The sequence below is a fragment of the Streptomyces sp. MUM 203J genome (assembly GCF_022414595.1).
In the GTDB taxonomy this organism is placed as follows: domain Bacteria; phylum Actinomycetota; class Actinomycetes; order Streptomycetales; family Streptomycetaceae; genus Streptomyces.
In genome coordinates, this window is record NZ_JADWYO010000043.1 from 24047 (window position 1) to 43927 (window position 19881).

18 protein-coding genes are annotated in these 19881 nt (G+C 73.1%); 10 read left to right on the forward strand and 8 right to left on the reverse strand.

Features of this window, described 5'->3' with window-relative positions; genetic code table 11:
* Positions 1-30 precede the first annotated feature (30 nt).
* Positions 31-1083, reverse strand: a complete 1053-nt coding sequence (locus tag I3F58_RS20480) for an iron-siderophore ABC transporter substrate-binding protein (protein WP_240110112.1) — start codon at positions 1081-1083, stop codon at positions 31-33.
* A gap of 123 nt (positions 1084-1206) precedes the next feature.
* The gene (locus I3F58_RS20485; RefSeq protein ID WP_240110113.1) at positions 1207-2547 is read right to left on the reverse strand and encodes a lysine N(6)-hydroxylase/L-ornithine N(5)-oxygenase family protein; all 1341 of its coding nucleotides are present in this window, start codon (positions 2545-2547) and stop codon (positions 1207-1209) included.
* A 265-nt stretch (positions 2548-2812) separates the two neighbouring features.
* On the opposite strand from I3F58_RS20485, the gene I3F58_RS20490 reads away from it, so the two are divergent.
* On the forward strand, positions 2813-3760 hold the full coding sequence (locus tag I3F58_RS20490; RefSeq protein WP_240110114.1) for a methionyl-tRNA formyltransferase: 948 nt from the start codon (positions 2813-2815) through the stop codon (positions 3758-3760).
* A 126-nt stretch (positions 3761-3886) separates the two neighbouring features.
* Here the strand turns inward: I3F58_RS20490 and I3F58_RS20495 are convergent, their stop codons facing one another.
* The 3 genes from I3F58_RS20495 to I3F58_RS20505 form a co-directional block, all read right to left on the reverse strand.
* A complete protein-coding gene (locus tag I3F58_RS20495) occupies positions 3887-4411 on the reverse strand; it encodes a PH domain-containing protein (RefSeq protein ID WP_275678744.1) in 525 nt (174 codons plus the stop codon).
* A 99-nt stretch (positions 4412-4510) separates the two neighbouring features.
* Positions 4511-6334, reverse strand: coding sequence for a Dyp-type peroxidase (locus tag I3F58_RS20500; protein WP_240110115.1), 1824 nt, complete (start codon positions 6332-6334; stop codon positions 4511-4513).
* A 4-nt stretch (positions 6335-6338) separates the two neighbouring features.
* Positions 6339-6824 carry a hypothetical protein gene (locus I3F58_RS20505; protein WP_240110116.1) on the reverse strand — a complete coding sequence of 162 codons (486 nt, stop codon included), beginning with the start codon at positions 6822-6824 and terminating at the stop codon, positions 6339-6341.
* Between the two features lie 480 nt (positions 6825-7304).
* Here I3F58_RS20505 and I3F58_RS20510 point away from each other — a divergent pair, with 480 nt between their 5' ends.
* Positions 7305-8183 carry a lytic polysaccharide monooxygenase gene (locus tag I3F58_RS20510; protein WP_240110117.1) on the forward strand — a complete coding sequence of 293 codons (879 nt, stop codon included), beginning with the start codon at positions 7305-7307 and terminating at the stop codon, positions 8181-8183.
* A gap of 85 nt (positions 8184-8268) precedes the next feature.
* On the opposite strand, the gene I3F58_RS20515 is transcribed toward I3F58_RS20510, so the two are convergent.
* On the reverse strand, positions 8269-8982 hold the full coding sequence (locus I3F58_RS20515; protein WP_240110118.1) for a polysaccharide deacetylase family protein: 714 nt from the start codon (positions 8980-8982) through the stop codon (positions 8269-8271).
* Positions 8983-9194: 212 nt separating this feature from the next.
* On the opposite strand from I3F58_RS20515, the gene I3F58_RS20520 reads away from it, so the two are divergent.
* From I3F58_RS20520 to I3F58_RS20555, 8 genes are all read left to right on the forward strand, one after another.
* A complete protein-coding gene (locus I3F58_RS20520) occupies positions 9195-10217 on the forward strand; it encodes a proline racemase family protein (protein ID WP_240110119.1) in 1023 nt (340 codons plus the stop codon).
* The gene (locus tag I3F58_RS20525; RefSeq protein ID WP_374208010.1) at positions 10214-11167 is read left to right on the forward strand and encodes an ornithine cyclodeaminase family protein; all 954 of its coding nucleotides are present in this window, start codon (positions 10214-10216) and stop codon (positions 11165-11167) included. Before I3F58_RS20520 ends, I3F58_RS20525 begins: the two co-directional genes overlap by 4 nt.
* A gap of 593 nt (positions 11168-11760) precedes the next feature.
* Positions 11761-11871, forward strand: coding sequence for a keywimysin-related RiPP (locus tag I3F58_RS20530; RefSeq protein ID WP_240110120.1), 111 nt, complete (start codon positions 11761-11763; stop codon positions 11869-11871).
* Between the two features lie 19 nt (positions 11872-11890).
* Positions 11891-13738: a lasso peptide isopeptide bond-forming cyclase gene (locus I3F58_RS20535; protein WP_240110121.1), complete on the forward strand. Its 1848-nt coding sequence runs from the start codon at positions 11891-11893 to the stop codon at positions 13736-13738.
* A 37-nt stretch (positions 13739-13775) separates the two neighbouring features.
* The gene (locus I3F58_RS20540) at positions 13776-14030 is read left to right on the forward strand and encodes a lasso peptide biosynthesis PqqD family chaperone (protein WP_240110122.1); all 255 of its coding nucleotides are present in this window, start codon (positions 13776-13778) and stop codon (positions 14028-14030) included.
* Positions 14027-14464, forward strand: coding sequence for a lasso peptide biosynthesis B2 protein (locus I3F58_RS20545; protein WP_240110123.1), 438 nt, complete (start codon positions 14027-14029; stop codon positions 14462-14464). Before I3F58_RS20540 ends, I3F58_RS20545 begins: the two co-directional genes overlap by 4 nt.
* Positions 14461-16269, forward strand: coding sequence for an ABC transporter ATP-binding protein (locus tag I3F58_RS20550; protein WP_374208011.1), 1809 nt, complete (start codon positions 14461-14463; stop codon positions 16267-16269). The genes I3F58_RS20545 and I3F58_RS20550 overlap by 4 nt, the downstream gene beginning before the upstream one ends.
* A gap of 85 nt (positions 16270-16354) precedes the next feature.
* Complete coding sequence (locus I3F58_RS20555) at positions 16355-18592, forward strand: S8 family serine peptidase (protein WP_240110124.1); 2238 nt, start codon at positions 16355-16357, stop codon at positions 18590-18592.
* A 280-nt stretch (positions 18593-18872) separates the two neighbouring features.
* Here the strand turns inward: I3F58_RS20555 and I3F58_RS20560 are convergent, their stop codons facing one another.
* Together I3F58_RS20560 and I3F58_RS20565 are read right to left on the reverse strand one after the other, a co-directional pair.
* Positions 18873-19193: a hypothetical protein gene (locus I3F58_RS20560; protein WP_240110125.1), complete on the reverse strand. Its 321-nt coding sequence runs from the start codon at positions 19191-19193 to the stop codon at positions 18873-18875.
* A gap of 80 nt (positions 19194-19273) precedes the next feature.
* Positions 19274-19747 carry a PaaI family thioesterase gene (locus I3F58_RS20565; RefSeq protein WP_240110126.1) on the reverse strand — a complete coding sequence of 158 codons (474 nt, stop codon included), beginning with the start codon at positions 19745-19747 and terminating at the stop codon, positions 19274-19276.
* Positions 19748-19881 lie beyond the last annotated feature (134 nt).

A 19881-nucleotide genomic window follows, 5' to 3' on the forward strand; every position in this document is an offset into this window, starting at 1 on the left:
GCGGGACACACGGTCAGGAGGGGCCGGGGCCTACTTGATGTCGGCCAGCAGCGGCTCGATCTGGTCGAGCGCGTAGGGGATCGACAGGACCGTGTTGAAGGAGAACGCGGCGCCGATGTCCGGGTCCTGGTAGGGCACGAACAGGTCGCGCTTCTCCTGGTTGACCTTCAGCTTCTTGTACAGCGGCTCGGCCTTGATGCGGTCGTTGGCCTCGGTGCTGGAGGTGACCCAGACGAGCCGGTCGACATCGAGGACGTTGAGCTTCTCGGCGCTCAGCTCGGCGACGTTCCAGCCGGGCTTGGCCATCGAGTCGATCTCGGGCTTGAGCTTGAAGCCCAGCTCGTTGAAGAAGATCGCCTTGGGGTCGGTCTTGGTGAAGGCCGAGTACTTGCCGGCCTCGAAGCTGTCGGCCACGGCGATGGTCATCCGGGCGTACTCGGGGTGCTTGTCCCGTGCGGCCTTGAAGCGTGCGTCGACGTCCGCGATCAGCTTCTCGGTCTCGGCGTCCTTGCCGAGTGCCTTGCCGATCTGCTGGGTCATGACCTGCCAGGGGGCACCGTAGTCGGGGTGGTCCTTGGGCTGGGCGACGACCTTGGTGAACTTCGAGAGGGTGTCGTACTGCTCCTTCTTCATGCCCGAGTACTGGGCGATGACGAGGTCCGGCTTCAGTGCGGCGATCTTCTCGATGTTGTACTCGTCGCGCTCACCGACGATCTCGGGCTTTGCGCCGCCCCACTTCTCCTCCGCCCACGGCCACTTGCCGTACGGGTCCTCCTTGAACCAGTCGACGGCACCGACCGGCTTGACGCCGAGGGCCAGCACGGCGTCCTGGTCGGAGAGGCCGAGGGTGACGATCTTCTTCGGCTCGGTGTCGACGGTGGTGGAACCGTACTTGTGCTCGACGGTCACCGGGAAGGCGCCGGACTCGGTGCCGGCCTTGGCGGTGCTGTCGGCGGCGGGCTTGGCGGACTTGTCGTCACCGCCCCCACAGGCGGTCAGGGCGAGTGCGGCAGCGGCGGCGACGGCCACGCGGGGTACGTTTCTGACGAGTCGCGTCAGCGCGGGGCGTGTACCAGTGGACACGGATGTTCCTTTCGCGGGGGTTTCACTGTGCGATGCCCCGCCCGCCCGGTATGACGGCGCTACCGGGCCGGGCGCGGCAGTGGGGGGGGGTGAGGACGGAAGGACGAGCGGCGGCGCCCGCCGTCAGCGGGCGGTGCCGACCGGGCGGGCCTCGTCGCCGGCGGCCTTGAGGTCGCGGTCGACGATCGAGTCCAGGATCTCCCCGACGCGGATTGCGGTGTTGGAGAGCAGGGCCGAGGTGATGCCGTGGGTGTGCTCGGTGCCGCCCTGGAGGTAGATGCCGCAGCGCAGCGCGTCGTCGGTGGTCACGCGGTAGTCGCGGGCGACGCGGACACGGCCGTGCTCGTCGCGGTGGCAGCGGTCCGCGACCGGTCCGAGAAGGCCGAGCGGGTCGGCGGGGCTGTAGCCGGTGGCGTAGACGACCACGTCGGCGTCGAGGGTGCTCTCCTCGCCGGTGACGAGGGAGGTGACGGTGGCGCGGACGCCGTCCGGGCCCTCCTCGACGCCGGTCACGCGGGACACGTTCACGAAGCGCAGCCGCTCGGTGCCGAGGACCTTTTCCTGGTACGCCTGCCGGTACAGGTCGTCGATCAGGTCGATGTCCACCACGGAGTAGTTGGTGTTGCCGTGGTAGTCCATCAGCTTGCGCTTGACGGCTTCGGGGGCGGCGAAGTACTCGTCGACGGCCGTCGGGTCGAAGATGCGGTTGGCGAAACTGCTGTCGTCGGCGGGGCTGTAGCCGTAGCGGGAGAAGACGGAGACGACCTCGGCCTCGGGGAAACGGCGGTGCAGGTAGGCGACGTTCTCGGCGGCGCTCTGCCCGGCGCCGACGACGACGAAGCGGGAGGGATCGGCGCCCTCAAGGGAGCCGACCTTGCCGAGCAGCTCGGAGTTGTGCCAGACGCGCTCTCCGCGCTCGACGCCCTCGGGCATGAGGGGGCGCAGTCCGGTGCCTATGACGAGGTTGCGGGCCCGGTGGACGACGGTCTCGGTGCCGGAGCGGGCGGTGACGTCCAGGTACTCGATGACGCCGTCGCGGACGACGGGTTCGACGGCGACGACCTCGTGGCCGTACGAGACCATGTCGTCGACCTTGGCGGCGGCCCACTCGAAGTAGTCGTGGAACTCGACGCGCAGCGGGAAGAGGTTCTTGTGGTTGACGAAGTCGACGAGACGGCCGCGCTCCTGGAGGTAGCACAGGAAGCTGTACTCGCTGGCCGGGTTCCGCAGCGTCACCAGGTCCTTGAGGAAGGACACCTGCATGGTGGCGTCGTCGATGAGCATGCCCCGGTGCCAGCCGAAGTCCGCCTGGCGCTCGAAGAAGTGGGCCGTGACCGCCTCCTGCCTGCCGACGCGTGCGTTGTGCTCGCTGAGCGCTATGGCCATGGCCACATTGGACGGGCCGAAGCCGATGCCAATGAGGTCGTGGATCAGAGGTGCGTCGCCAGGAAGAACCTGAGACATGTCACTCCCATCGTGCGGGACAGCCGCCTGCCGGGCGCGGGGCCTCTCAGGCGTGGGGATACAGGGAGCCCAGGACACACCGGTGAACGGCGGCCGAGCGGAACTTAGGTAAAGCTAACCTGATCTGGCCACGCTGTCGACGCGGACAAAACAGACAATTCGTAGATCACTTCCCCAAACGAGCCGCGAAACATGGCGCGTTGCACCCTTAGGTAAGGCTTGCTTTACTTGACCCCGTCCCATCGCTCTTCTGAGGAGGAACCCCATGCGGGTCGTCATGTTCGGTTATCAGACCTGGGGCCATCGCACCCTGCAAGCGCTCCTGGACTCCGAGCACGACGTGGTGACGGTGGTGACGCACCCCAAGAGCGAGCACGCGTACGAGAAGATCTGGAGCGACTCGGTCGCGGAGCTGGCCGAGGAGCACGGCGTTCCGGTCGTCATCCGCAACCGGCCGGATGACGACGAGCTGTTCCAGATCCTCAAGGACGCCGACCCGGACATCATCGTGGCCAACAACTGGCGCACGTGGATCCCGCCGCGCGTCTACACGCTCCCGCGCCGGGGAACGCTCAACGTGCACGACTCGCTGCTGCCCAAGTACGCCGGGTTCTCCCCCATCATCTGGGCCCTCGTCAACGGCGAGCAGGAGGTGGGCGTCACCGCGCACATGATGGACGAGGAGCTGGACGCGGGCGACATCGTGCTCCAGCAGGCGGTCGCCGTCGGGCCGAAGGACACGGCGACCGATCTGTTCCACAAGACGGTCGGCCTCATCGCCCCGGTCACCATCGGCGCGCTCGATCTGATCGCCTCCGGGCAGACCGAGTTCACCAGGCAGGACCGCTCCCAGGCCACGTTCTTCCACAAGCGGGCCGAGGAGGACATCCGGGTGAACTGGGACTGGCCGGCGGAGGACCTGGAGCGGCTGGTGCGGGCGCAGTCGGCGCCGTACCCGCAGGCGTTCACGTACCACAGGGGCAAGCGCCTCGAGATCGTCTCCGCCGTGGTGTCCCAGGGGCGCTACGGGGGGACACCGGGGCGGATCTTCTACCGCGAGGGCGAGGGCGTCGTCATCGTCGCCGGTGCGGATGCCCGCACGGGGCGCAACCACGGGCTGGCCGTCACACGCGTCCGCACGGAGGACGGCCGTGAGCTGCCCGCGACGGAGTACTTCACGTCCATGGGCGGCTACCTGACCGCCCGCCCCTGAACCGGCCGGGCGCCGGAGGGGGTGATGCCCAGCCCCTCCGGCGCCTGGGGAGGAGTGCTGCCGCACTCCTGCGGCAGGCGGTCCGCCAGGGCGTGGCACCGGTCCGGGGGCGGAACCCCCAGGGGGTCAGCGGACCGGTGGGGTCACCCCGCCCTGGTGGGCCTGCTCGGCGTCGGCCGCCTGGTAGATCCGGCCCTTGAACCCCTCCGGGTCCGGCACGTGCCGCAACGTGAGCATGCCCTGCTCCGACGCGGACTGGATGGTCAGCGTGCCCTCCCGGAGGATCCGCTCCCACAGCGTGGCGCGGAACGACACGTCGTTCACCCGGACCAGCGGGATGCTGCGGCCGGTCTTCGTCAGGAAGCCGCTGCGCTTGTAGATCCGCTTGGTGGTCAGGACGTAGACCGTGCCGCGCCACTGGAGCAGCGGGATCAGCCAGAGCCAGAGGGAGGCGGCCAGCGCGAGGCCGAGGACCGCGTACACAGCGACACGGCCCCAGTCCTCACCGCTCGGGACGGCCCAGAGGAGCGCTCCCGCGACGGTCCAGGTGACCGCGAGCAGCACGAACTCACCGACGAGCTCCGTCCAGTGCTGACGCGTGGCGTACACCAGTTCTTCGTCTTCGGCGAGATAGCGATGCGCGTAGTGCATGCGCGGCATCCTGACACACCCGCTTCCCGCGGGCGCGCCCGGCCCGCCGTCAGCCCGTCGCGGGGGGACGGCGGGCCGGGCCACCGGACCGGCTCCCGGTCAGTGCGCCGTGCCCGTGTGCCAGACCACCCGGCCGTCCGACGCGTACAGGACCACGTTGCCGTCGGCCTGGACGGACAGGGTCGCGCCCGGGTTGCCGCTGGTGCGGGACTTCCAGACGGGCTGGTCGGCCGCCTCGGTCAGGACGATGTCGCCGTCCTCCTGGAAGGTCATGCGCACCGCTCCCGTACCCGCCGTGCCGGACTCCCACCGCTGCCAGCCGGTCTCATCGAGCACGACGAGGTTGCCGTCGGGCCGCATCACGAGCCTGGCCCGGCCCGCGTCCACGGAGTCATGACCGCCGCCACCGAGGGTGAAGGGGGGCTGGAGGTTTCTGGTGCCGCCCTCCTCTTCTTCGAGCCTGCCGTCCGCGAGCCGGCCGAGGGTGGACAGGGAGGGCGCGAAGGCGTACACGGCGCCCTCGGTCCGGACGAACTGGGCGAAGGAGACGGGGGTGCCCTTGAAGTTCACCACGGTGTCGGAGCCGATGTCCGGGTCGTTGCCGACCTTCGGGTTCCGCGGCGGGAAGTCCGGGTCGTTGACCCAGTCCTTCTGGATGAACTCGAACTGCCGGACCAGATCGCTCTGGTAGCAGACGAAGACCAGGCCGCGCCGGGCGTCCGGGCCGTTCCCCTCACCCGCCGCCGGGTCGAACGGCAGCCCGTAGGGAACTCCGCGCCGCATGATCCGGCGGCTATCCAGGTCGCCCTTCTCCGGGACCTGCCTCCCGTCGATGACGAGGCCGTCACGGGGGTTGGTCTTGCGCAGGTGGGAGAACAACGGGGTGATCTCGCCTTCGGGATCGTCCTCGTACGAGATCTGGTTGTCCCGTCCGGCCTCCGCGTCGGACGGCGCGTCGGCGTGCGGGCACTTGTGCAGCGGGGTGCCGGAGCGCCAGCGGCCGACCACCCGCGCGGCCAGCCACTCGGTCGTAGCCTCGGGAGGCACCGCCTCCGCCTTCTCCAGCTCCTTCACCCGCTGGGCGATCTGGGCCCACCAGCCGGGCACGTCCTGGGCGAGTCGTCTGATCACCTGGAAGGAGCCGCCCCGCGCCCACTCGGGCAGGCCGTGCGGGCGGTCCCCGACACGCGGCTCGCCGACGACGAACTCGCCCGCCGGAATCAGCCGGGTACCGGGGTGCCCCCTGACCCACTCGGGGTTCTCCGGGTCGGGCTCGTCGAACCCGATGACCCCGGGCTCGCTGATGCCGTCCTTGAAGCCGAAGTGTTCTTTGCCCCTGCGTTCCCCCTCCAGGGTCGCCCCGTCCTGCTCGAAGACGATCACGATCTTGTGCTCGGCTGCTTCCTGCCGCTCCTGGCCGAGGGCCGTCCGCAGGTCCTGGGGCCGGTCGGCGGCGATGGTGAGCACGGCGTGGACGGTCTGGCCCCTGCCGTTGCCGAAGAGCCACTTCTCCGGCGAGTTGTCGCCGGAGTCCCCGAGCATTCCGGCCCGGTGGGCGGGCCCCTGGACGAACGCCTCCTGGCTGCTGCCCCGCGGGACGGACGGGAAGGGCTCCTTGCCGCCGGTGAGGGTCTTCAGGCCCTCGTAGGTGAAGCCGATGCCCCGCCAGAGGGCGTTGAGCTTCACCGGGTCGTCGCCGCCGGAGTGGCTGCGGGCCCTGCTGAACTCGGCGTTGAAGGAGGCCACCTGGCGCGTCGTGGCGATCCTCGGGCGCAGCCGCTTCAGCCACACGCGGGCGCGGGTCTCGTCCTCGAACTTCAGGAAGAGCAGCTGGACGTGGTCCTTCCTGAAGCCGGCGAGGATGTCGCCCTGGATCTCGGCGCTGCGGCGCAGCGGCAGGTCGGTCGTGGTCTGGCCGGTCACGTCCTCATCCCTTCGGCCGGAAGGAGACCCACCGCGCGATGCTCGGGGTGCCCTCCTCGCTGAGCAGGAACAGCATGTAGTTGGACTCGATGCGCTCGAAGGAGAACAGCAGCACCTTGCCGGTCGGCAGCATCGCCACGTGGACGCCGAAGTCCGGCGAGCCGAAGTACTCCCTGAACGCCCCGAACTCGGCGGGGTCAAAGGCGGCGTTGTGCCTGGTCTGGGACTCGGTCAGCGCTTTGAACCGGGCTGTGCGCGTGGACTGCGGGTAGTCCTCGACGAGGGCCTGCGCGGCACGGCGCTGCCGGGCGTGCTCCTCGGCGTGCTCCCTGCCGATGGCCTCGGCCTCGCCCGGTACGGCGCCGGAACCTGCGGTGTGTCCGGCGCCGCCCTGTGCGCTGCCGTGGTCGTGGCCGCCGTGCGCGGTGGCCGGTACGGCGGAGAGCAGGCCGGTGGCGGTGACGGCCAGGACGACGGCGCAGGTCGGCATCAGGGCGGCGGAACGCCTGGGACGTGGGGGACGGATGGGTTCGGGCCTGCGTCTTCTCCGGGGAGCGGATGGGGTGCGGGGAGACGTCAGCGAAAACCCGAGCGAACACTGACAGTGATAGCGAACCGCGATCCGTAGTGATTCGCGTGGGCACCCCGACCTCTTCGCCCGATCGGAGTGGCGCATCCGCGCACCCCCGCCGCCCCGGGATCCGCCCACGCGACGGGTCGCGCATCCCGCGCCCCGGCCGAGAGAACCCACGAACGGGCGATCCCGCCAACGGCGCGCCGGCGCGGCGGAGGCAGGGTCGCGCCGGAGCCGTACAGCGCACACCCCTTGCCTATTGGTATGGACCAATGCCAGGCTCTGAGGGACGCCGCACATGAGGTCAAGTTCCTTGTGCAGCAGGTTTCTTGGCTGCCCCCAGGCCACCCCTCCCCCGCCGTACCCCCACTCCCCACGCACGAGAGAGAGCCGCGCATGCCCCCGTCCCGCCGCCCCTCCCCCGCCCGCCGTGCCGCCTCGGTCACCGCTGCCGCTCTGGCCGCAGCCGCGGCCGTCCCGCTCATCCCGGCCGCCGCACACGCACACGGCGCCGTCTTCAACCCGGTCAGCCGAGTGGCCGCCTGCTACGCCGAAGGACCCGAGAGGCCCGCTTCCCAGGTGTGCAAGGACCTGGTGGCCGACTCCGGTACACAGCCGCTCTACGACTGGAACGAGGTGAACATCGCCGACGCCGCCGGACGGCACCGCGAGATCATCCCGGACGGCAAGCTCTGTTCGGCCGGCCGGGAGAAGTACCGTGCGCTGGACTGGGCACGCGCCGACTGGCCGTCCACGGCCGTCGCCCCGGGACCGTTCGACTTCAAGGTGCGTGTGACGGCACCCCACTCGGGCACCATGACCGTGTACATCACGAAGGAGGGCTTCGAGCCGACGCAGCCACTGACGTGGGCGGACCTGGACGAGACCCCGGTGGCCTCGTACGACACGACGCGCACGGCGGCGGACGGGTACTACTCCTTCTCGGGCGCCCTGCCCGCCCGCACCGGCCGCCACATCATCTACAAGGTGTGGCAGCGCGACGACAGCCCCGAGGCCTTCTACAGCTGCTCGGACGTCACCTTCGGGGCGCCCTCCACCGCCGCGGACGCCCCGACGGAGCAGGAGATCGCCGCGGGCGCGGAGCGGTCGACGGTCAGCCATGCGGGCCACGGCGGGGACGAGCGGCCTCCGGCCCTGTCGGCGGCACCGGCCGAGCCCGCCGCCTCCCCGCTCCCGCTCGCCCTGGCGGGAGCCGGCGCGATCGCCGTCTTCGCGGTCGGCGGCCTGGGCCTGAGCCTGCGGCGCCGCCCGTGAGCCGTCGGCGCGGCATGGACTGACCCGTCCCGCCAGCGGTCGGCCGCCGCCCCGGGACCGGGGCGGCGGCCGACCGGCTCGCGGCTCAGCGCAGGGCGTACTCCCGCAGGTTCGCCGGTTCCAGACCCGCCGCCTCGGCCGCCTCCAGCGCCCGGGTCAGATCGGCTTCCAGCTGGGGCCCCATGTGCAGCAGGACGATGTCGCCGGCCCGGAGCCGGGGCGTGGGGGGCGTCCATTCACCCCAGGTGGTGAAGTCGTGGGTCCAGGTGACCACGGCCTCGGCACCGCAGGCGCGGGCGGCGGTGAGCGTGTCGTCGTTGCAGTACGGCCAGCTGTATGTCGGGCCGCCCGCCGGGCGCAGCAGCCGGGGGCTGTCCCCGAAGGCCGCCAGCTGGCGGTCGCGGGCACCGCAGATCTCGGCGCGCTGCCCGGCCTCGCCGAGGGTCGTCAGGTCGGGGTGGCTGACCGTGTGGTTCTCGACCCGGGACGGCCCGTGGGCGAGAAGGGTCCGGTAGTAGTCCATCTCCCGCTCGTACGCGCCGGGCAGCAGGAACAGGGACGCGGGTACCCGCCGTTCGAGCAGAAGCCGCTGGGCTCCGGCGGCGTTCCCGGTGCCCCATCCGCCGTCGACGGTGAGGAAAACGACCGGATCGTCGGTGTCCACCCGGGAGATGACGGTCGCGGCCTCGGAGTCCGCGGCGACGGCCTGGGCGGATCCTGGGAGGAGCGCGAGCGGAAGGAGGGCGGCGGCGAGCGCGGCACGCACGAGGCGGCCCCCACGAGTACGGGATCTCGGCACGGCCGGCATGATCGGCCTAGACCAACTGCGCTGTCAATGGCGGGAGTTGCGGCACTCCGCCGCCCGCACAAACGGACCGCCCGGGTCCGGCCGTCGCAGGCCGGACGGCCCGGAGTGGAGGAGCCCTTGCCACCACCCGCGGCGGATGGTGCAATGTCACATATCGCATTCCCTCTGCTCCCGCTCCGCCTTTCCCTTGCGAGGTCCCCTCCGTGACCGCCGTCCGCACCATCGACTACCACACGGCCGGTGAGCCGTTCCGCATCGTCCACGACGGCCTCGTTCCCACCCCCGGCGACACCGTCGCGGAACGCTTCGCCACCGCCGTCGGCGTGGGCGGCTCCCCCACCGCGCCCCGCCGCGGCCCGCTCGACGAGGTCCGCCGCCTGCTGGTGCGGGAGCCGCGCGGGCACTCCGGCATGTACGGCGGGTTCGTCGTCCCGCCCGACGACGACGGCGCCCATCTGGGCGTGCTCTTCTGGCACAAGGACGGCTACTCCACCGCCTGCGGCCACGGCACCATGGCACTCGGGGCATGGGCCGTCGACGAGGGGATCGTCAAGGCGCCCGCGGACGGCACGGTCCAGGTCCGGATCGACGTGCCGTCCGGGCGGGTCGGTGCCACCGTGCGCCGCGAGGGCGGCCGTACGACCGGGGTCACCTTCCGCAACGTACCCACCCGGGTCACCGCCAGGGCCGTGCGCGTCACCACCGGGCTCGGCCCCGTCGACGTCGATCTGGCGCACGCCGGGGCCTGTTACGCCTCCGTGTCCGCCACCGCGCTGGGACTGATCGTGGAGCGCGCCTCGCTGCCCCGACTCGTCGCCGTGGGGCGGGAGATCCGGTCCGCGCTGGCCGGTCACCCCGGCACCCGGCACCCCGCGCGCCCCCTGCTGTCGGGCGTCTACGGCGTCATCCTCCACGAGGAACTGCGCGCGGAGGCGGGCGGGCTGGCCCAGCGCAACGTCACCGTGTTCGCGGACGGTCAGTTCGATCGCTCCCCCTGCGGCTCCGGGACCTCCGCCCGGCTGGCCCTGCTGCACGAGGAGGGCCGCCTCGCGCCGGGCGACCTGCTGCACCACGAGTCGGTCGCAGGCACGGTGTTCACGGGCCGGGTGGTCTCCCGTACGGACGAGGGCACGGTCACCGACATCAGCGGCGCCGCCCACCGCACCGGTGAGCACCGGTTCGTGCTCGACCCGTACGACGACCTGCCGGAAGGATTCCTGCCGTGACCCCGCCCCTGCCCCCGCCCCCGCCCCCGCCCCCGGTGCTCGACGCCGGCACGGTCGATCGGCTCCTGGGACACCCGGCCGCCGCGGACGCCCTGGAGGAGGCGCTGAGGGCCGGGCTCGACCCGGAGCTGACGCCGCCCCGCACCGTCACGCCCGTACCGGCCGGGCAGTTGCTGCTCATGCCGGCCGCGTGGGGCCGGTACGCGGGGGTGAAGGTCGCGGGTGTCGCGCCCGCCAACCCGGCGCGTGGCCTGCCCCGGATCACCGGCGGTTACCTGCTGCTGGACGGCCGGACGCTTATGCCGCTGGCCCAGCTGGACGGCGCCGCGCTCACCGCGCTGCGCACCCCGGCGGTGTCCGCCCTGGCGGTACGGCTGCTCGCCGTGCACGACGCCCGGCATCTGGTGCTGTTCGGCGCGGGGCCGCAGGCCTACGGACACCTGCGGGCGCTGCGCGCCGAACGGCCCCTGCACCGCGTCACCGTCGTCACACGGACCCCGGAGGGCGGCAAGGCGCTGGTGGAGTACGCCCGGACGGACCTCGGGCTGGAGGCCCGTACCGGCACGCCCGGAGCGGTGGCCGAGGCCGACCTCATCGTCTGCTGCACCACCGCCCGCGAGCCGCTGTTCGACGGCGGGCTCGTGCCGGACCACGCCACGGTCGTGGCGGTCGGCTCACACGAACCGGACGCCCGGGAGACCGACACCGCGCTGGTGCGGCGGGCGGCGGTGTTCGTGGAGGCGCGCGCGGCGGCGTACGAGGAGGCGGGCGACCTGATCATCCCCGCGGCCGAGGGGGCCATCGGGCCCGGGCATGTCGCCGGGAACCTGGCCGACCTGGCCACGGGCCGGGCTCCGGTCCCGGTGGACCGTCCCCGCCTGTTCAAGAGCGTGGGCATGGCCTGGCAGGACCTCGTGGTCGCCGGGGAGGTGTACCGGCGGCTCGGCTGACGGCGGCCGGGCGGGAACCTGCAGCGGGGGCCGGGCCGTTCTGGTCCCGGCCCCCGGTCGCGCGGGTCGTCCCCGGGCGTTCCCCCTTCCGGCCGGTGACGGGCCGTGGCAGATCCGGCCCGGAGCCACCCGGCCGCGTACCGGAAGCCGCCCGCACGCCCTGCGGTCTTGGTCAGGGAACTTCTCTGCGTCAGGCCACTCCGCCTTGGGGCAGGTCCGGCGCATGGGGCTCGTTCGTCCAGTAGGGAGGACCGGGGGAGGCGCACGGTGAGTAACGAGTGCGCCGGGTGGCGCTGCTGTTCCTCGCTCGCCGACGACACCGCGCGCGGACGATCGGCGCTCCCGAGCGGCTGGTCAGGCAAGGCGCCGGGCCCGCCGAACAGGCACTCGCCGCCGAGCCGCCTCCGGCAGCGGCTCAGCAGCCACACGGTCGACGGCCTCCTCCAAGAGCATTTGTCGTATTGCCTCACTAGTCCTGGTCCTCTTGTCCTGCCCCGCCCCTGTCCGGCTTCCTGTCCACGGAGCCGCTCGCCGTTCGCAGGCGTTCAGCGAGCGGGTCCGCAGACAGGAGTCACCGACCTGAGGAGAGGTTGATGAAGAAGGCGTACGAGGCTCCGACCCTCGCCCGGCTCGGCACGTTCCGGAAGAAGACCGGGCTGCTGAGCCGCCACGGCAACGACCGTCTGATCCTGAGCAAGAACTGACGATCCCCGCCACGGCGAAATGACCCCACTGCACGAGAGTGCGGGGACGGGCCCCGGCGGCGCGTCCTTCACGGTCCTCAGCGACCGTGCGGACGCCGCCGCCGTGGCCCGCTCCTTCCACCGCACCGGTACGCGTGTCCTGGAACACGCCTCGGGCCGGCCGTGGCTGGTGGGCCGCTGGAGCGACCACGAACTGGTCACCGCCCGCGTCCGCACCACGTCCCTCGCCCTCATCGGCACCTCCCCCGTCGACAGCCGTGAGCTGGACCGCCTGGCCGCCCGGCTGCGGGACCTCGCGGAACTCGACACCTGGGTCCGTTCCGTCCCCGGCAGCTTCCACCTGGTCGCCTCGCTCGACGGCCGGCTCCGGGTGCAGGGCACCGCCTCCGGGCTCCGGCTGGTCTTCCACGCGGCCGTCCGGGGCGTGCGGGTGGCCGCGACCCGCGCCGACCTGCTCGCCCCGCTCCTCGGCGGCCCCCCGGACCCGAAGGAGGTGGCCGTACGGCTCCTCTGGCCCACGCCCCACCCGCTGTCCGAGCGCCCGCTCTGGCCCGGCATCACCGCGGTTCCCCCGGACGAGGCGCTGCTCGTCGGGCAGGACGGGCGCACCGCGCGCCACTCCCGCTGGTGGACGCCCCCGGAGCCGGTCCGCACCCTCGCCGCCGGGGCTCCCCGGGTGCGCGAGGCGCTGGTCCGGGCCGTCGAGGTGCGCACCCGGTCCGGCGGGGTCGTCAGCTGCGACCTGTCCGGTGGCCTGGACTCGACCTCCGTGTGCTTCCTCGCCGACCGGTCGCCCGCCCGGGTGGTGGCCAGCACCTGGCCGGGCCGCGACCCCGCCGACACCGACCTCCAGTGGGCCCGGCACGCGGCGGCCTGGCTGCCGGACGTCGAACACGTGGTGTGGGACGCCGACGCCTCGCCGCTGGTCTACACGGACCTGCTCGGCATCGACGACGTGCTGGACGAGCCGACCATCGGCGTCATGGACCGCTCCCGGGTGCTCCGGCATCTGCCCGACATGGCGGAGCGGGGCAGCAGGATCCATCTGACGGGCATCGGCGGTGACCATGTTGCCTGGTGCTCGGAGGCGTACTACCACCGGCTGGCGCGGACCCGGCCGCTGTTCGCGCTGCGGCAGTTGCGGGGCTTCCGGGCCCTGTGGCAGTGGCCGCTGGGCGGGGTGCTGCGCGCACTGGCCGACTGCCGGCCGTACCGGACGTGGCTGCGGGACTCGGCGGGGCGGCTGCGCGGTCCGCTGCCCGGGACGGTCGGCGCCGGGCTCGGCTGGGGCATGCCTCCCCGGCTGTTCGGCTGGGTGACCCCGGAGGCGGAGCGGCTTGCACGGCTGGCACTGCGGGAGGCCGCCGCCGAGGGGTGCCGGCCTCTGCACCCGGACCGGGGGCTGCACGGGGACCTGGAGCAGCTGCGCTCCTGCGCCCGGATCATCCGCCAGTGGGACCACATGGCGGCCCGTGCCGGGCTGCCGATGGGCCATCCGTTCCTCGACGACCGGGTGCTGGAGGAGTGCTTCGCGGTGCGCCCGGAGGAGCGGGTCACTCCGTGGGCGTACAAGCCGCTGCTGACCTCCGCGATGCGGGGGATCGTGCCGGAGGCGTGTCTGCGCCGCAGCAACAAGGCCACGGCCGCGATGGACGCCGCCGACGGGCTCCGGGAGCACCGCGCCGACCTGGCGGCGCTGTGGGAGGACTCGCGGCTGGAGCAGCTCGGGCTGGTGGACGGCCGGGTGCTGCGCAGCCTCGCGCGGCGGCCCGCCACACCGGAGCTCCGGGACGCGGTCCTGTACTCGACGATCGCCGCCGAGGTGTGGCTGCGCGCGCTCGAACGGACGGCCTCCGGCCGCCGCTGATTCCACTTCCGAGATCTGAGAAGAGAGGGAGCCGCTCATGGCGCTGCGTTTCGCCGCCGATGTGTCCACGGCGAGGACCGACCACGGCACCGTCCTGCTGGACGAGCGCGGCGGTGACTACTGGGAGCTGAACCCCACCGCGACCCTGGTGGTGGACGTCCTGCTGAGGGGCGGCGACGAGGTCGCGGCGAGTGCGGCGCTGGTGGCCGAGTTCGACATCGACGCCGAGGCCGCGCGGCGGGACGTCGACGTGCTCGTCCGGCAGCTGCGGGCCTCCGGACTGGCCGAATGACCACGCCCAGCGCCCTTGAGCGCCCGCAGGGAGTGCCCTTCGCCCGCCGTCTGGCGGCCCGGCTGGTGCTGGGCCCGGCGCTGCTGCTGTCGCTGCTGCCGCCGCGCCGGATCCGCGCGGTGCTGGGCTGGGCGCGCCGGGGTGCCGCACCCGCCACCGCGGAGGGGGCGCTGGACGCACGGGACGCGCTGTGCGCGGTGAGCCTGCGCTGCGCGGGGCCACAGGGCTGTCTGCCCCGGTCGCTGGGGGCCGCGCTGCTGTGCCGGCTGCGCGGGACCTGGCCGACCTGGTGCACGGGGGTGCGGACGGTGCCGCCGTTCGCCGCGCACGCGTGGATCGAGGCGGAGGGCCGCCCGGTGGGCGAGGGCATGCCGGACGGCTACTTCACCCGGCTGATCACCGTGGGACCCCGACGCCGGCCGACCGGCCGGTGACGCGGTCCGACGAAGGGGTGCCCCGGGCGGACAGAGCGGCGGCGGGCCCGGAGCACCTCACCACGCGGGGCTCGGTCGCCGCCCTGTACCGGCTCACCGCCGGGCATCGCCCGTCGATCGTCCTCGCCACGGTGCTCACGCTCGTGGCTTCCGCGCTGGGACTCGCCCAGCCGCTGCTCGCCGGGGAGGTCGTCGATCTGGGCGGCCGGCCGGAAGGTGAGCGGGGGGCGTTCTGGCTGATGCTGCTGGGGCTCGGCGTGCTGTTCGCCGCGGAGGCGGTCACGGGCGCGTTCGGCAGGTTCCTGCTGGAACGTACGGGTGAGGGGGTGGTCCGGGAGCTGCGCCACGGACTGGTGCAGCGGTTCCTGCGACTGGAGATGCGGGAGTACCACCGGCACCGCGGTGGCGATCTGGTCTCCCGGGTGACCTCGGACACGACGCTGCTGCGGGAGGTGGTGTCCCAGGCGCTCGTCGACCTGGCGACCGGGACCCTGGTGGCGGCGGGGGCGCTCGCGCTCATGGCGTGGCTCGATCCGCTGCTGCTGGCCGTCGTCGCGGTGACCGTGCTCGCGGCGGCCGGCGTGGTGGCGGTGCCCATGCGGGGGATCCGGGCGGCTTCGGTGCGGATGCAGGGATCCGTCGGGGCGGTGGCCGCCGAGCTGGAGCGGGCACTCGGTGCGATCCCTCTGGTGCGGGTGCACAGGGCCGAGGACCGCGAGGCCGCGCGCATCGGGGAGCGGGTCGACGGCGCCTACGGGGCGGGGGTGCGCATCGCCCGGCTGTCGGCCGTGATGGGCCCGGCCGTGGAGCTGGCCGTGCAGGGCTCGCTCCTGCTCGTGCTGGTGATCGGCGGGCTCCGGGTGGGCGGCAGTGGGCAGTCGCTGGGTGACCTGGTCGCGTTCCTGCTGTACGCCTCCTATCTGGTGCTGCCGCTGTCCTCGGTGTTCCACGCGGTCGGGCTGATCCAGCGGGGGGTGGGCGCCCATGAGCGGGTGCGGCAGGCCCTGTGCCTCCCGGCGGAGCGGCCGGAGCCGTGTCCGGCCCCGGTCCCCGGGCCGGGGGGTGCGCCCGTGCTGGCGCTGCGCGAGGTGCACTTCGGCTACACGTCCGGACAACCCGCCCTGCGCGGGGTGTCCTTCACGGTGCCGCGGCGCGGGCAGATCGCGCTGGTGGGGCCATCGGGGGCGGGAAAGACCACTCTGTTCTCGCTGATCGCCCGCTTCTACGAGCCCGACGCCGGGACGCTGCTGTTCGACGGGCGGCCCGCGGCCGGGCTCGGCCTCGCCGCGTGCCGCGCGCGGATCGCCCTCGTGGACCAGAGCCCGCAGGTCTTCCACGGCACCCTGCGGGACAACCTGGTGTACGCCGCGCCGCACGCCACGGAGGCCGAGATCGCGCGGGCCGTCCGGCTGGCCCGGCTCGACGGAGTCGTACGACGGCTGCCGGGCGGCCTGGACGGGGAGGTGGGCGAGCGCGGGGGGACCCTGTCGGGGGGTGAGCGCCAGCGGGTGGCGCTGGCCCGCGCCCTGCTCGCCGGACCGGCGCTGCTGCTGCTCGACGAGCCGACGTCCCACCTGGACGCGGTCAACGAGGCCGCGCTGGCCGGGGTGCTGCGGGACGTCTCCGGAGAGTGCGCGGTCCTGGTGATCGCGCATCGGCTGTCGACCGTGCAGCACGCGGACCGGATCATCGTCCTGGAGGAGGGCAGGGTCACCGCGACAGGGCGGCACGAGAGCCTGCTGGCCGGCTCTCCCACGTACCGGGCGCTCGCGGAGGGGCAGATGCTGCGGACCGCGGGCCGCTGACGGAGGGCAGCCGGAGCCGGTCGGCGTTACTTTTGCAGTGCGGGCGTGGTCACCACCCGCGGTGCTCCGGAAAGGGCCAGGACCCATGCGTGTGATCGCCTACTTCATGCATGAGGGGGAAGCCGCCGAGGCGCTGCGGATGCTCAGCAACGTCTCGGCCACCGGCAGTTTCGTCGTCGGTGACATCGACGAGAGCGAGCTGCCCCGGCTGGCCGCCGCCGGGCTGACGGTCGACCGGCTCGACGCGGACGCCCCGGTCGAGACCCCCGCCGTCGCCCGCGCGGACCGGGGCCTGGTCCCGGAGGGGGCGGCGGTCGGCATCGCGGAGGGCGTGCGGGGCGAGCCGCTGCCCAGGGAGCCGGACGCGCCCGCGCAGTGGGTGCTGCGGCTGGGTCAGCCGCTGCTGGAGGAGCACCGTCTGGAGATCACCGCCCGGGGCATGGTGCTGCACCGTGCCGTCCCCACGCACGCGTATCTGGCGACGGCCACGCCGGAGCAGGCGGAGGACGTGCTCAATCTGCCGTTCGTGCGGTCCGTGGAGCGGTACGGCCCCGAGCTGGCGGCGCCGGTCCGGCTCGCGGGCGCGGAGGAGGCGGTTCCGGGAGCCCCGGTCACCCGGACCTGGGACCTGGTGCTGGACGACGCGGCGGCGCGGCCCGGGGTCCGGGAGTGGCTGGACCGGCACGCGGAGGAGCGGGACGCACTGACCGTCGAGGCGGAGGGCGGGCGTCGGCTCCGGGTGCGGCTCGCCGCCGGTTCCCGGCTGGAGACGGCGATCCCGCAGCTGCCCGGTGTGATGGGGATGACCGAGTACGTGCCGCCGCAGTTGTTCAACGACGTCGCACGGGTCCTGCTGGGCGTGGCGTCGCCGGGCGGTTCCGGTGCCGGGCTGCCGTTCACCGGCCGGGACCAGATCGTGGCCGTGGCGGACACCGGACTGGACGCCACGCACCCGGACTTCGCCGGCCGGATCGTCGACACGGTCGCCCTGGGCCGCCCCGGCGACCCCTCCGACCGGCACGGGCACGGCACACATGTGGCGGGCTCCGTGCTGGGTGACGGCTCCGCGTCCCAGGGCGCGGTCCGGGGGGTGGCGCCCGAGGCGCGGCTGTACTTCCAGTCGGTGATGGACGCAGGCGGCGGGCTCGGCGGTCTGCCGCTGTCCCTGGAGGACCTGTTCGAGCCCGCCTACCAGGCCGGGGCGCGGATCCACAACAACAGCTGGGGTGCGCCGACCGAGGCCGCGTACACGGCGAACTCCGACGACGTGGACGCGTTCGTGCGGAGCAGGCCCGACATGCTGGTCGTCATCGCCGCGGGCAACAACGGCACGGCGGCGGTGAGGCTGCACTCGGACAGAGGGTTCGTCGACTGGCTGTCGCTGGGTTCCCCGGCGTCGAGCAAGAACGCGCTGACCGTCGGCGCGGCCCGGACGAGCCGCACGGACGGGCCGACCGCCGGACTGACCTGGGGGCAGTGGCACTCGGGGGTGCCTTTCCCGGACAGTCCGATCGCGGACGAGCCGGTGTGCGGGGACCCCGAGGCGCTGGCCGCGTTCAGCAGCCGGGGCCCGTGCGACGACTGGCGGGTGAAGCCCGACGTGGTGGCGCCAGGCACGGACATCCTGTCGACGCGGGCGTCGACCGCGCCGGAGCACAGTTTCTGGGGGCTGCATCCGAACAGCCGGTACGCCTTCATGGGCGGCACCAGCATGGCGACGCCGCTGGTCGCGGGCTGTGCGGCGCTGGTGCGGGAGTTCTACGTACGGGAACGGCGGACCCGGCCCAGTGCGGCGCTGCTCAAGGCGACCCTGATCAACGGGGCCAGGACGCTCACCGCGGCGGACTCGGCGGCCAGGGACCCCCACTTCCACCAGGGGTTCGGGGCGGTGCACCTGCCGTCGAGTCTGCCGCACCCGGGGCGGCCGGAGCTGTCCCTGGAGTTCGTGGACACGTGGGAGACACCGGAACGGCAGTTCCAGCGGACCGGGGAGCGGGTGCTGTTCTCCGTGGAGGCGGCCGCGGGCACACCGCTGCGGGTGTGCCTGGCGTACACGGATCTGCCCGGCCGGTCCCTGCAGAACGACCTGAGTCTGCTGATGGAGACCCCGGACGGCACGAAGCTCGCGGGGAACGGCGGCCTGCCGAACCGGCTGCTGCGCACGGACAGCACCAACAACGTGGAGGCCGTTCGGATCCCGGACCCGGCGCCCGGCAGATACCTGCTCCAGGTCTTCGCCCGCAGCCTGCTGAAGGGCCCCCAGGACTACGCCCTGGTCGTGACGGGTGACCTGACGACGCCGATCCGCCGGGTCCTCGGCTGATCGCCCGAGGGTGTGCGTCCATGTGCCGTCGCCGACCGGCTGGTCAGCCTGTCGCGCGGCAGGCAGCGGTCCCCGCGCAGGCCGCGCCGGTCCCGCGCCCTGGCGGCAGACTCACGCCCGCGGACCGGGTGACGGAACGCCCGCCGCGCCCGAGGCGGTCACCGTGCGGGCCGCTTCCTGTCGCGGCGCGCCCGTGCCCCGAGAGCCGGTCGCGGTGTCAGGGGCGTCCGCCTGCTCGCCCTCTCCCCCGGGCGCCGGTCCCGTTGCCGCCGGGACCGGGTCAGCCCCAGGGGCAGCGGGGCAGGCCCGGGAACGGGTCCTCGTCCGTCCACACGTGGTTGGCCGGGATGGCGCCCCGTGCCTCGATCGACGGCAGCTGGACCGTCTCGTCGCCCTGGGTGTAGTACCAGACGTTGTTGCCGCCCGGGTGGGGTTCCCCCATGGTCCAGCAGGTGAACCAGCTGGTCGTGGTGTGGAGCAGCCCGGTCACCGGGGCCGTGTACGAGGGGCGTCCGTACAGTTTGCCGGGACTGTTCTCGCAGTACAGGTCCTTGGTGTAGGTGTTGCCTGTGTGGTCGGCCAGGTGCGTCGGGCCGCTCACCGCGGCCGCTTCCCAGGGTCTACAAGGGGGCCTGACATCCCGCTGACACGCGTCCGGACCGCTGACCCGGGTCCGGCGGATCAGGCCCGGACCACGGGGCCGCCGGACGCTCGTCGGCCCTCCTCACCCTGCTCGCTCTTCTCGGCCGCGAGCACGATCTGGGTCTGGGTGGTCTGGCCGACGAGCCGGTCCCGGTCGTCCCGCAGGTCCGTCTGGACCACGACGAGGGTTCCGCCGGCATGCAGCGGACGGGCCGTGGCGTGGACGCGGCCGGAGGCGGCACGCAGGAAGTTGGTCTTGGACTCGACCGTCGACGTCCCGGCCCCGGCAGGGAGGTTGAGGAAGGCACACACGGCGCCGACCGAGTCGGCCAGCGTCATCAGCGCCCCGCCGTGCAGGACGCCGCCGACGGTGCACGCCTCGGGCGACCAGGCCAGGCTGCCCACGGCCCGCTCGGGCGTGGCCTCGTGCAGCTCGATGCCCAGCCGCGCCGCGAAGGGCATGGCGGCGAGGAGGTCGGCGGGGCGGGGGGCGGCCGTCTCGGATGAGGACATGGGGTGCCGTCCTTTCAGGTGCGGATCCGGATCTCTCGTGCGCTCGGTGGCGATCCTGCGCCACACCGGCCCGCGTTGTCGCGCCCGGGCGCCGGATCGGCCGGTTCGAGGGACGAGTTCACGCCGTGCCGCCG